At 30.6% G+C, this 13,355-nt stretch carries 10 protein-coding genes; 1 reads left to right on the forward strand and 9 read right to left on the reverse strand.

Annotation, left to right across the window (positions count from 1 at the left end; genetic code table 11):
- Positions 1 to 183 precede the first annotated feature (183 nt).
- The 3 genes from GCL60_RS03035 to GCL60_RS03045 form a co-directional block, all read right to left on the reverse strand.
- Positions 184 to 1,794 (reverse strand): ABC-F family ATP-binding cassette domain-containing protein, encoded by a 1,611-nt coding sequence (locus GCL60_RS03035; protein ID WP_153418388.1) that lies wholly within the window; start codon positions 1,792 to 1,794, stop codon positions 184 to 186.
- Positions 1,795 to 1,936: 142 nt separating this feature from the next.
- Complete coding sequence (locus tag GCL60_RS03040) at positions 1,937 to 3,016, reverse strand: ABC transporter substrate-binding protein (protein ID WP_153418389.1); 1,080 nt, start codon at positions 3,014 to 3,016, stop codon at positions 1,937 to 1,939.
- A 6-nt stretch (positions 3,017 to 3,022) separates the two neighbouring features.
- Positions 3,023 to 3,763 carry a DUF2652 domain-containing protein gene (locus tag GCL60_RS03045; RefSeq protein ID WP_153418390.1) on the reverse strand — a complete coding sequence of 247 codons (741 nt, stop codon included), beginning with the start codon at positions 3,761 to 3,763 and terminating at the stop codon, positions 3,023 to 3,025.
- A 212-nt stretch (positions 3,764 to 3,975) separates the two neighbouring features.
- On the opposite strand from GCL60_RS03045, the gene GCL60_RS03050 reads away from it, so the two are divergent.
- The gene (locus GCL60_RS03050; RefSeq protein WP_153418391.1) at positions 3,976 to 4,362 is read left to right on the forward strand and encodes a response regulator; all 387 of its coding nucleotides are present in this window, start codon (positions 3,976 to 3,978) and stop codon (positions 4,360 to 4,362) included.
- A 16-nt stretch (positions 4,363 to 4,378) separates the two neighbouring features.
- Here the strand turns inward: GCL60_RS03050 and GCL60_RS03055 are convergent, their stop codons facing one another.
- The 6 genes from GCL60_RS03055 to GCL60_RS03080 form a co-directional block, all read right to left on the reverse strand.
- On the reverse strand, positions 4,379 to 5,914 hold the full coding sequence (locus tag GCL60_RS03055; protein ID WP_202613989.1) for a SpoVR family protein: 1,536 nt from the start codon (positions 5,912 to 5,914) through the stop codon (positions 4,379 to 4,381).
- 3 nt (positions 5,915 to 5,917) lie between these two features.
- A complete protein-coding gene (locus GCL60_RS03060; protein WP_153418392.1) occupies positions 5,918 to 7,021 on the reverse strand; it encodes a DUF444 family protein in 1,104 nt (367 codons plus the stop codon).
- A gap of 82 nt (positions 7,022 to 7,103) precedes the next feature.
- Complete coding sequence (locus GCL60_RS03065; RefSeq protein WP_153418393.1) at positions 7,104 to 9,170, reverse strand: PrkA family serine protein kinase; 2,067 nt, start codon at positions 9,168 to 9,170, stop codon at positions 7,104 to 7,106.
- Between the two features lie 84 nt (positions 9,171 to 9,254).
- Complete coding sequence (locus tag GCL60_RS03070; protein ID WP_153418394.1) at positions 9,255 to 11,105, reverse strand: acyl-CoA synthetase family protein; 1,851 nt, start codon at positions 11,103 to 11,105, stop codon at positions 9,255 to 9,257.
- A 24-nt stretch (positions 11,106 to 11,129) separates the two neighbouring features.
- Entirely contained in the window at positions 11,130 to 12,056 is a 927-nt protein-coding gene (locus GCL60_RS03075; RefSeq protein WP_153418395.1) for a metallophosphoesterase, read from the reverse strand.
- 113 nt (positions 12,057 to 12,169) lie between these two features.
- Complete coding sequence (locus tag GCL60_RS03080; protein WP_153418396.1) at positions 12,170 to 13,321, reverse strand: acyl-CoA dehydrogenase family protein; 1,152 nt, start codon at positions 13,319 to 13,321, stop codon at positions 12,170 to 12,172.
- Between the last annotated feature and the right edge of the window lie 34 nt (positions 13,322 to 13,355).

The following is a 13,355-nucleotide window of genomic DNA, read 5'->3' on the forward strand; positions in this document are numbered from 1 at the left end:
GTATTTAATAAAATAAAATAAATCAACATAAAATTACAATATAATTAAAAATTAATTAACTTAATTAAATTATATTAGTATTATTAATAATATAAATTAGATGTATTAATTTAAAGGAATTAAATTTCAAACTATTACACTACTTCTCTAGTTCGATTTATAATTTAGAGGTTTGATTTAATATCAAACAAAGGCATTTAATTCTAAAACTTGATCTAATCTTAAGTCTTTTAAAAAGTTTTCATCATGAGAAATCAGGATTAAGGTTCCTTTATATTCATTTAAGTGATAGCTAAGAATTTCCATACTTTCTATATCTAAATTATTTGTTGGTTCATCTAGAATAAAAACATCTGGAGATTGATTCATAGCCAAGACACAAGCCAACGTAGCCCTTAGTTTTTCCCCACCGCTTAAAATAGAAACCTTTTTAAATACCAGATCTTTATAAAATAAAAAACGGCCTGCTTTTATCCGAATTTCATGCTCTTCCATATCAAGTGATGCAAAGTTTTTAAAATTATCAAAAATGCTAATCTCGCTATTTAGTAAAGAACAACTTTGATCTAAATAAGCAATTTTATTTGTTGCGTAAAAGACTTCGCCAATAGTTGGCTTTAATTTATTCATTATCATTTTGATAAGAGTTGATTTACCTGACCCACTATTTCCTTTAATTAAAACACGAGAACTTCCAAAAAAAATAATATTTATATTATTTTTCCATAAATATTGATCAGAATTATCAAATTTGTGATTTACATCTGATAAAGAAATCATAATTTTTTTATCAGGTAATTTTACTGGAATGATATCAATATTGATTTTATAATTTTTCCGAAGCTTTTCTTTTATTAAATTTTTTTCTTCAATTAATTTATTAGTCTTTTCAAAATGACATAAACTTAATTTTCCTTGATTTTTATCAGAAACTTCTTTTTTTGAACCTATTTCAAGAGCAGACATTCCTTCTTTAATTGCCCTTTTATGCGATCTACTTGAATTACGAAATAAATTTTCCTTTATTTTTAACTCTTTTTGTTTTTGTCTTGATAATCTTTCATTCAAATTTGTTAATTTATTTAAAGTAGATGATTCATCTATTTTCATTTGTTCTAAATAAAAATCATAATTTCCTGAGTAATATTTTAAGCCTAAATTTGAAATTTCAATTATAGCATCCATTTTATTTAGAAGATTTATATCATGACTTACAATAATAAAAATTGAGTTTGAAATATTTAAAAAATCATAGAAATATCTTTTAAGTTCTAAATCTAGATTATTTGTTGGCTCATCAAAAATAATGATATCAGGTTTTTCTAGTAATACTTTTGCAAATAAAATACTCATCATTTCGCCACCACTTAGAGTATTTCCAATCCGATCTAATGATATATTTTTTTTAATAAATTTTGATATTATTTGTTTTATTTCATTTTCTAAATTCCAATCATTTGATATTATTTGAAGATCTTCAATAGAAGCCAATCCTAGCTCTGCTCGTTTTAAAGCTTCTAATTTTTTATCTACATTCAAAATTTTTGATATGCTATAATCAAAATATTCATGGATATTTTGAGGAAAATATGAAATTTTACCATTTCGAATAATTTCTCCTTCTGTTTGCTTCAATTCACCTATAATTATTTTTAATAATGTACTTTTACCAAGACCATTTTTACCTATAATTCCAATTTTTCCACTAGATATATTAAAATTGAAATTTTTAAATAATAAGGTTCCATCTGGCAAATAATATGCCAAATTTTGTACGGATAATAGATATGACAATTTATCATTCTCCAATAAATATTCGATATTAAAAGTTTTATTATTTTATAGAAAGAAGATTAGTTAGACATGGCACCCTTAGTGTAGAATAAATACGAACAAATATTAATAACAAAAACAAAAAAACAAGGCAAGAAAAATATTAATTGAATTGAGAAAGTAACGTTTTTTCAGAAAAATCATATTTTTTTAATTCCGGATTTAAAAATTTGGAGTATTTCCTAAAATTGATTTTTTTCCAGTTTGCTTTATTTCCAATGGATTTTATATATTTTGATATATTTTCTTGATCAATTGGTGCCGTCCAAGAAGAAATTTTAAAACCAAGATCTGATGTAAAATGAATTCCATGAAAATAATCATAAAGTAAAATAGAGATCCATCCACCATCCATAAAATGACCACCCATAGTAACATACAATTTCTTATTTTTTACAGATTGAATTGCTTCTTTTGTCCAATCAACCCCTCCTATAATACTTTTAAATTTTATGATTTCAAATGAATTTACAACTCCAAGAGCCATCTCATCATTGGCAACCCAAATTCCTCTTGATTTTGGATGAAGACGATGGAGCTCTTTTATTTTATCTGCCGCTTCATCTCTTTTCCAATTTGCATAAGTAATTTCATCTAAAATAATTTTACCATTCGATTCATTTATAAATTTATTTAATCCTTTTACCCTTTCAATAGAAGCCTGATCCGCTATTGTTCCGCCTATTCCTAATAAATGAATTTTTCCATCAGAACTAACTCCTGTTTCTTTACTTATTATTTTTGCAAGTTCATATCCGGAATCTTCATCTTTAGGTAACATTTCTCCTAATAAATATTTAAATCGAATATTATTATTTGCCTCTTCCGTTTCAAAATCAAATCCTGAATTATATATAAAAAATGGAATTTTATTTTCTTCAAATAACTGTGACATTTTTATAAGTTGATTTTTAAAATTCATTAAAATAATAGCATCATATTTTTTTTCATAGATTGCTAATTTTAATTCATCATTTAAAAATTTTAAATCATCATTGGCATAGATTGCTTTTAAATCAATATCTAAACTTTCACAGGAAAGTCTCATGAAATCAACTACCATTGAGAAAAATGGGTCGTTTTGATCTCGAGCCGTTACAACAGCTAATTTAATTTTCTGATTTGCAAATACATTTAATGAAATAATGAAATTTATTAAATTTATGATAAAAAATATTTTCATTTGCTCTCATCTTTGTATTTCAGATTGCTTTCTTTCAAACAAAACTTTTATTCTTAAAATAAATGTATATAAAAGCATCCTTGTTTTAAATATTACTTTATCTAAAAATCCTATCTCATGCTTTTGATTGGATTCCTTAATTTCATTAGGAAAATGCACAAATGTATTAATATTTCCTATATCGTCATATTTTTCTATATTTGAATTGAAAATAATATCTTTAAAATATGAAATTCGACTAAATGCATTCTCTGTTATTAATAAATATTCGTTTTTATTTATTTTATTTTTTGATAAGCGATGGAGTGTAATTACATCTAAACCTGATAATTCTTGAAATTGATTAATTTGATAAATTAATATTTTTCCAGAATGAACAATAAGCTTTAACTTAAGGCTATCTACGTTTGAACAGCATGGACATTCACAGCTTTTTACTGAATTAAGTGTTAATTTCTTATTATTAAAAGCTTCAAAAAAAAGAAAAAGTTTATTACTTACAAATTTTTGATCAAATGTTAAATCTATAGGCATATAAAAAAAGATTGCATCACCTTCAATTTTTGATACTTTAATTGGCTCTTCAATTTGATCTAATAATATTTTAAGAAGCTCTGAAATGATAAATTGCCCATGTGTCCAAGAAAAAGAGTGCTTTTTTACAAATTGTGTATAGCCACTAATATCTGCAAAAAAAAGAAGGGCTTCTTTTTCATTCGATAAGCTTCGATTTTCATTTGCACTCATATATGCTCTTCTTTAAATTTAATCATTTTTTTTAATTTAAACCTATTAAAATCATAATCTTATTTTGTAAAATAGATCAATAAGTAATAGTCAAATTTCAGAAAATATCAAATTAAAAAAATACAATCAAAATTCCGACTTCTGATATTCTTTATTGAAAAATATCTATGAGATAAAATAAAGACAACACAATCTCTAAATTGGTGAATAAAATGGGAAAAGTTGTAATAATTCTTGATGACACAGAAGAAATCCATCTTGTTACAAAAAAAGTATTAGAATCCTTAGAACTTAAAGTAATATGTTGTTATAATGCTGACGAGCTTGTTACTCAAATTTTGGCAAATATTCATGATCTTGCTCTTGTACTGTTAGATATTTATATGCCAGATAAAAATGGATTTACTGTTATGCAACAAGTTAAAGATCGGTTTCAAAAAAGAAAATTTAAAATTGTTTTTTTCACATCCATAAAAGAGAAAAAGTATATATTACAAGGTATGAGCTTAAAAGCGGATGGCTATATCATAAAACCGTTCAAAGTCGATGAGTTCAAAGAAAAAATCCAACAACTTTTAAAACCAGCTCCGCTTTTTTAAAAATTATTTTATAAAACTAAATATCTAAGTTAACACCTTTTTCAATACGTGGTTCAGAACCATCATAATGAATAACTTTACTTTCTGATTCTATAATTGTCGCAATATTTACGGGTCTATTCCATATTTTATAAATATTTTTTAAAGTTTCGACAGCCCAATCAATTTTTAAATCTTTTCCTTGATGTTTATGACGCAATAAAAGTTCACCTCTGTTACGATAGTTGCCGTCAACAACATCAATAATAGGTTGTCCAAAATTAGTCATGGAATCTAATAGATCTCTTTTGATTGTCTTAAAATCTCTATCATGAATTATAGCTTGTCCTGATCGCCTATCTTGCACCCAAGTAAATAATTTTGCATCTTCACAAAAATCTTCATCTAAAAATTCATCTAAAAAAGTGATGTCATTGTGAAATTTTCGAATTTCAAAAAGTTTTTCCATACCTTTATTTGAATTTTTATTCCAATTTCTTCTCACTTGAGGGTCATCACAAAGGGTATATTCTAAACCAAATTGGCCATTATTCCATCTTTTTTCAATATGCCGCATTAATTCAACCCCTAATTTATAAGGATTTAATCTTTGTCCTGACATTTGAACTACTCCTGCATAGTGATCGCAGTAATCAATCACTTCAGAATCTTTTAAAACCAATTGCGTTAAAATTTTGGAATGCCAATAAACCGCCCAACCTTCGTTCATAATTTTTGTTTGCCCCTGAGGAGCAAAATAATAAGCTTCTTCTCTAACAATAGAAAGAACATCTCTTTGCCAAGAATTTAAAGGAGCATAATCTAATAAAAATTTTAAAATATCTCGAACAGAACTTTCTGGAAATTTTTTTTCTTTCTCTTTCTCTTGAATTACTTTAGCCTGTTGTTCCTTTACATAGCTATCTGGATTTATGTATCCTTCCATATAGCCGCGCAATGAAGGAAGTTTAGGTACTGGTAATTTATCTGGAGATATTAAACTTTCATCATAATTATCTTTGTCTTTTGGTTTATATTCACGACGTATATGTGGTCCATGTTGATCAATTAAATTTTCTAAAGATAGGCAAATATCAATAAATCCTTCAACTTCATCATGCCCTACTTCTTCAATATAGCGGCGTACACGGCTACCGTGATTCGCCATTTCATCGAGCATTTTTCGATTTGTATGTGAAAAACAATAATTATTTTTGAAAAAATCACAGTGGCCATAAACATGGGCGATCACTGTTTTTTGATCTACAAGTGAATTACTTCTTAATAAATAAGCATAACATGGATCATTATTAATTACCATTTCATAAATAAGTGACAAACCGTATTCATAACTTTTTGCAATACGCTCATATTCCATACCAAAACGCCAATGCGGATAGCGTGTTGGAAAACCACCATAAGCTGCAATTTCACTCATCTGTTGATAATCTACCATTTCGAAAATAGTCGGAAAAAAATCCAAGCCTAAATTTCGAGCATGGCTTTCAATTTCTGTTACGATATCTCTTAATTCGGGTGTTAATTCGCTTGTAAGACGAGGATCCATAACCATAAATTACTTCCCCTTTCCTAGAAAAGCACGTAAGGCATTCATAATCCCATCTCTATCTTTTATTTGATGTATGATTACTTTTTCATTTTGCTCGCCATAATGTTTTTCTAAGTCTTTTAAAAATTGCCCACTTCCGTAACGACTCTCAACTTGTCCATAAGAAAATAAATTACTTGCGGGAAGCAAAGTATTATCAAGTAAATTCATACATTCATTTGTATCATTTCCACTCCAATTATCTCCATCTGAAAAATGAAATAAATAAATATTCCATTCCGATGTAGGATAATTATCTAAAATAATTTTCTCACAAAGTTTATAAGCACTACTAATTAAAGTACCACCTGATTCTTTTGTATGATAAAATGTATGTTCATCTACCTCTCTAGCAATGGCATCATGAATAATAAATCGTGTATCTAAATTGTCATAATTATGTTTCAACCAAGCGTTTAGCCAAAATGAAGTCAAACGGACAATTTCTTTTTGTTCATCACCCATCGATCCAGATACATCCATCATATAAATAATGGCGGCACTGGCTTCTGGCTTTTCTTCAATTCGAAAACTGCGGTAACGTTTATCTTCTTTAATAGGAATCACGATTGGTTTTTCGTCCGTATAATCACCAATACTAATTTGTCTTTTTAATGCTTCTTTATAAGTTCGTTTAAAGTTACGAAGGCTTTCGGGACCATTTCTTAAAACACCTTGGTACTTATATTTTTTTTGAGTGATATTTTTTTTGCCTTTGTCTTCAATACGCGGAAGTCCTAGTTCTTCTCCCAATATTCCAGCTAGCTCATCAAGGCTTACATCCACTTCCATACTATGCTCACCAGGATTTTGGCCAGCTTCTCCTTCTCCTGGTTGCGGTTGTCCTTGATTCACGGCATCGCCAGGATCACCCTCACCCTGTCCTACTCCACGCTGCTGATTACCTCCGAATTCAAACCGAGGAAGATCAATTCTTGGAAGTGGGATAGAGACTTGTTTATTCCCTTGCCTTCCAATGAGTTCACCAGAAGAAATAAACCGTTTTAAATTGTCTTTTATTTTTCCTCTTACTATTTTTCTGAAGCGGTTGACATCGGTTTCCATTTTCATTTTTGATGAACCCTTCCTTTACAGGAGAAACGTTGCAAAAAACTTATGAAGTAAAAGAAATCATATCAATAAAATTATTAAATTAATTTAGATTTCTTTTTACATCGCCGCGAGCAAAAATACTTGCAACAAAGTGGAGTGCATCTGTTGAACAAATATCGCAATACCCATAATTTTTAATAAGACGATTTTTTACAACATCAATTTTTGCTTGTGTTTCTTTATCAACAACATTGCTAACTAAACTTGTTAACTTAATTGTATCTTTTTGATCTTCAAAAAGTTTAAGTTCAAGAGCTTTATGAAGTCTTTCATTTGTTTTGTAATCAAATATTTTACCTTCTAAAGCAAGAGCACCAATATAATTCATAATTTCTCGGCGGAAATCATCTTTACGACTTTCTGGGATATCTATTTTTTCTTCAATACTACGCATGAGTCGTTCATCTGGCTCTTCACTCATTCCAGTGTACTTATTTCTTACTCTTTCTTTTTGAGTGTAGGCTTTCACATTATCAATATAATTTCCACAAAGTTTTGCAATTGCTTCCTCGTCTGCAGAAATAGCTCTTTGAACTTCATTTTTAACGATATCTTCATATTCTTGTTTTACTACAGCAAGTAATTCACGATATCTTTTTTTCGTTTCTTCATCACGAATTAAGCTATGATTTTTTAAACCACCTTCTAATTCATTTAAAACAATAAATGGATTTATACATCCATTCCCACGATCTTCTACTAAAGAGTTTGATAATTTATCTTGAATATAACGAGGAGAAATTCCATCAAGACCTTCTCGTAAAGCATCTTTACGAAGCTCTTTAATATTATCTTCTGTATAACCAGAAAGGGTTTTTCCATCATATAATTTCATTTTTTGCATAACCGTTAAGTTAGCTTTTTTAGGCTCTTCCAAACGTGTTAAAATACCCCACATTGCAGCTGTTTCAATTGTATGTGGTGCTATATGAATATGAGGAACAGTTTCAGGATTAAAATCTTTGCGATAAATTTTAACTTCTTCTTTTAATTTTGTTATGTATGGCACATCAATTTTAACCGTTCTATCGCGTAAAGCTTCCATAAATTCGTTATTTTGTAATTTACGATACTCTGGTTCATTTGTGTGACCAATAATAACTTCATCAATATCTGTCTGTGCAAACTTTTTAGGTTTGATTTTATGTTCTTGGGAAGCTCCCAATAAATCATAAAGAAACGCAACATCAAGTTTTAACATTTCCACAAATTCAACAATTCCTCTGTTGGCAATATTAAATTCACCATCAAAGTTAAAAGCACGAGGATCTGAATCGGAACCATATTCAGCAATTTTACGATAATTTAAATCACCAGTTAATTCTGTTGAATCCTGATTTTTTTCATCTTTAGGTTGAAATGTACCAATACCAACACGATCTTTTTCAGACAATAATAATCTTTTTACATTAATATGATTTTTCGTTAATTTTTCCCAGTCACCATTATATTGTCTCATTAAATCATTATAAACATAGCGGCAAGCTGGACAAAGACTACCTTCAATATGAATGCGATCTTGAAAGTGTTTTCCTTTATTTAATAAACTTAACACTTTTGGTCGAGCTTCTTCGGGGATTAAATGCAATGGATCTTCATGAATTGGGCATGGCATGACGTCTTCCATTTTTAATTTGTCATGCAAATTTGTCCACTCATAAGTATACAACGCACCTTCCGGTTGATGTGAATACCACTCAACACCTTTTTTTAAAACTCTTGCAATTGTAGACTTCGCACTTCCAACAGGACCATGCAATAATAAAACTCTTTTTTCAGGTCCATAACGTAACGAAGCTGCTTTGAAAAAATTAACTAGTTTTGCAATGTGAACATCAAGACCAAATACGGCATCTTTTCCATTATTTAATGGGTCATCAAAAAATTTATAATGCACTAACTTTTTTTTATGTTCTACATATTCGTAAGAACCATAATGCATTATAATATCATAAATTCTTTGAAAAGCGGTACGACATAGCTTGGGATTTTTTTCAGCCATTGCAAGGTAATCAGAATAACTCCCAGACCAATTCAACTCATTAAATAGAGATGGGCTATAAACTTCTTTTACTAGCTCAAAAACTTTTTCAGTATGCAGTTGCATGAGACCTCCAATGCATGAGGGAATTTATACAAATAAGATTATCTCAAAAAAAAGTTGCTCGCAAACTAAAGTAGAAATGATTTTTTATTGATACAAAGAACTGATCAAAGATGCTCTTGTTTCTTGAATTTTAAGGCGGTTAATTTCTCCATTAGTTAACTTTTCACCACTAGCTTCTGTAAATGGTTTATCTAATATAAAAAATTTTTTTAATGTTACATTTCTTGGTAATGATTCATTCACTCGATTGACAATTGATTGTACATGTTCCTTTATTTTATCTGGAGCTGCTCGATAATCTGCTAGTGCATTGTGATTTAAAACAATTAAAGCTGAAAGATATGGCATTTTATCTCCAATAACACAGACATCAGAAATAATATCATCTTCTTTTAAGAGTTGTTCTAGTCTAACAGGAGAAACTACAGTTCCTCCTAAGGTTACAAATAAATGCCTTTTCCTTCCTGTAATAATAAATCCAAATGGAGTCATTTGTGCTACATCACCAGTTTCTTCCCATTTTCCTGCGTTTTCAAAAGTTGGATAAGATAAACGGTATTCCAATGTAGAATGTGCACCCAATCTAAAATTAACATGAGGTAACGGAGTTCCAATTACTTTAAAATGCGCGGCATGAAATAAATTACTTGATAACATCCCTGCAGCATGTGTTGTTCCGTAAGATTCCAAAACAGGAATTCCTAGTTTTTCAAGATTTCTAACATAAGCTTCTTGGGCAGGTGCTAATCCATGAACAACAAATCGTAAGTCTTCAACTGCTTCTTTTAAAAAAGTTTGTCCAGAAATAAACCGCGAAGTTTTTCTAAGAGATCTTTTTAAAATATCAAAAACTCCTTCTGGAATTTTCATAGCACGACTTGAAGCAAGTAAATTTTGTACTTTATCTATTTTTTCACTTAACTGGAATCTTGGATTATGTGAAGAACGTTTTGCAACAAGCTCAACAAAGGAACAAAGTTGTTCTAATTCAAATGAACTGCCGAATATATAACTTGGTCTTAAAATTCTTAAATTTGTTTCCCAATCCGTACTTGGATTTGGAAAACCAATTATTCCATTTTTTAGCATAGCACAGTAACGACTTAAATGTGCAAATGGATTACTAGGCATCATAAGTTCCATACTTTTCCAAAAAATTTGTTTTGGAAATTCGGCATGAATTATAAAGTTTTGTGCCGTTAACACCAATGAGTCAGGCATTAATATTTCTGGTTTTTGAAATCCGTCATGACCAAAGGAAACAAAAGAAAATCTTCCAGGTTTTATTTTTCGCCAAGGAGAATCTTCAGGAATGACAATAGAATTTATTTTATTTTGATCTTTTAAATCATTTAAATTGTTTTCATCATATAAGTCTGATGAAGTTGTTAATGGAGTATGTATTGTTTTATATTCTCTATAAAGTGTTAACAACTCAGGTTCAGAATGTTTATCTTGTGGCATCCATGCTGCAGTTGAAATATTTAATACAGGAACAGAAAAACCATCTAGTTGATACGTTAATTCATCTATGTCAGAAGCAATTGCGACGCCTTTAAAATAATTTAAGCACCATTTTAAATCACTTTTGGACATTTGAGAAGGTGCACACATGACATCAAAACCAGCAAGGACAGCACCCATCATGGCTACAAATGAATTGTATGTATTTCTTCCAATTAATATAATACTTTGTCCATATTGGCGTTGAGAAATTGGAATTAAATTTGTCCAATATTCGGTAGCTCTTCCTAAATGAGCACAAAAATCTTTACCGGAAAGTTGATGCCATGCCCCATTACAATAAGTTCGAATTGTTACGTAATTTATTTTTGCAGATTGCTTGAGTAACAAATCAAAAAAGGACTCTGCGCCTTTAAATTGTTGTTTATTAAAAGAATCAGCTGGAGTAGAAACAGAATCATGATCATTCATAAAAGAAATCCATTCTAATTCATTTCAAACCACAGCAAGCCTTGATTGATGAGGTTTGAGAAGAATAATATTTTTTTTGATATCAAAATATTTTCTTTGAGATCTTACTTGAATTGCTAAATCAATCTCAGGAAAATATCCTGTTAAACTGTTTCCATAAGTACACCCAGTATCGATACCAACGCAAATGGGTCTACCAGAAGGTAACGTTTTGCGAAATAATCCTTGTTTTGCATCATGGCCAAAAACTATGAGAGCGGGTCCATTATGCAATTCATGCCAACGAAAACGCTCCTTTTCAGAACTTGTAGCTGATTTTTGTGTATTTGAAGTAGAATTTACAGATTGATTTAAAATTTCAGAACGATATCCAGCAGGAACAACTAAAAGTTTTTTTTCATTTCCTTTTAGGTCCCATTTTACGTAACGCGCTGTTAATAACATTCTTTCTGTTGTACCTAATAAGCCTTTTGTGGCATCTAGGCCCGCATGAACTATAATAAGTGGGTATTCTGTTTCCCATTCGCTTCTTTTTAACTGGGTAACAACAGTAGTTACGTAAGCGTGAGGTAATGAACAAAGAAGATCAAAAATAGCTCTTTTATGGTAGCGTATTAAATGAAGAGTTTGTTTTGTATGTTCTGCTAATGAATGAAAACTACGTTTTTGTGCTTGCTGAATTGTGGACCACAATGCCCAATCGTGATTTCCTTTTATACATAAGGCTGAGTGCTCCTGAATAACTTCATAAACTCCAACAGGATCAGGACCTTTTGTAAACAAATCACCAACTAACATTAATTGAAACTTTGGAATATGTTTTTTTGCGGTTTCAATAAGTTCAACAAGCTCACGCGCACAACCGTGCACATCACCTACAATAAAAAGTGGTAGCCTATCTGTTGATGGAGCCAGACTTTTTATAATTAAGTTATTTGAACTATCCTGCAAATCTCATACTCCCAAATTAAATGAATTTAAAATTCATTTTAATCCACTCCATTAGGTAGATTGTAGGCATATGCTAAAGAACTTTCAATACAATGTTGAATTTAAAAAATTCACTATTTGCTACTTTTACGGACAAATTCTTTAACTATGATGTTTCTCAAAATCTCACTTGTTCCGCCCCCAATTTCAATGAGTTTGGCATCTCGCATGAGACGTTCCACGGGAAACTCTCGGATATATCCATAACCTCCAAGAACCTGAATAGCATCTAAGGCAACTTTTGTCGCCATCTCAGATGCAAAGACTTTTGCTGCAGCTGCTTCTTGATTTGCTCTTCTACCTTCTTCTATTACTTGAGCTGCTTCATAAATAAACGAACGTGCTGCTCGATAGCCAATATACATATTTGCTATTTTCTCACTAATAGCTTGAAAGTTGATAATATTTTCAGAAAATTGTTGACGCTCTTGAGCATATTTTAAGGAATGGTCCAAACAAGCACGAGCAATACCTAAGGACATGGCGCCCAGTCCAACTCTTTCAATATCCAAGTTTTTCATCATATGTTTAACTGAAGTGCCTTCTTCCCCAACACGATTTTCAATAGGCACAATACAATCTTTAAAAACAAGCTCTCCTGTAGGACTCGCTCTCATACCCATTTTGGAAAGTTTTTTTCCTACTGAAAAACCAGGAAATCCTCTTTCCACAATAAATGTAGAAAGCGACATACGATCTTCTCCTGTTCGTGCGTAAACTAAAAACACATCACCTACGGGACCGTTTGTAATAAACATTTTGGAGCCATTTAAAATATAATGATCGTCTTTTCTAACTGCTTTTGTTTGTAAACCAATAGCATCGGAACCTGCTCCAGGCTCCGTCATTGCCATTCCGCCGACCATTTCACCTGAAATACAACTTGGCAAATAACGAACCAGTTGTTCTGGTGAGGCATTTTGTGCGAGGTTATGAACAAATAATAAGGAATGAGCAAGATAACTTAAACAAGTACCTGGACAGGCGTAACTTAATTCTTCCATAACAGCTACAACAGATACAGCACCTAATTTAGCACCACCAAATTCTTCTGGACAGGTTAATCCCAAAATACCAAGTTCACCAAGTCGTCGAAATATGCCAGGAGCGAGCCTTTCTTCCCGATCTAATTCATCTGCGTAAGGAGCAAGTTCTTTTGCAGCAAAAGCTCTTACTGTTTGAATGACTTCTCGAATCTCTTGAGCGTTACTATGATAGCTTGTCATAATACTGTTTCCTTCAAAATAAATAACCGTTCAC

It is taken from the genome of Silvanigrella paludirubra (genome assembly GCF_009208775.1).
GTDB classification, from domain to species: domain Bacteria; phylum Bdellovibrionota_B; class Oligoflexia; order Silvanigrellales; family Silvanigrellaceae; genus Silvanigrella; species Silvanigrella paludirubra.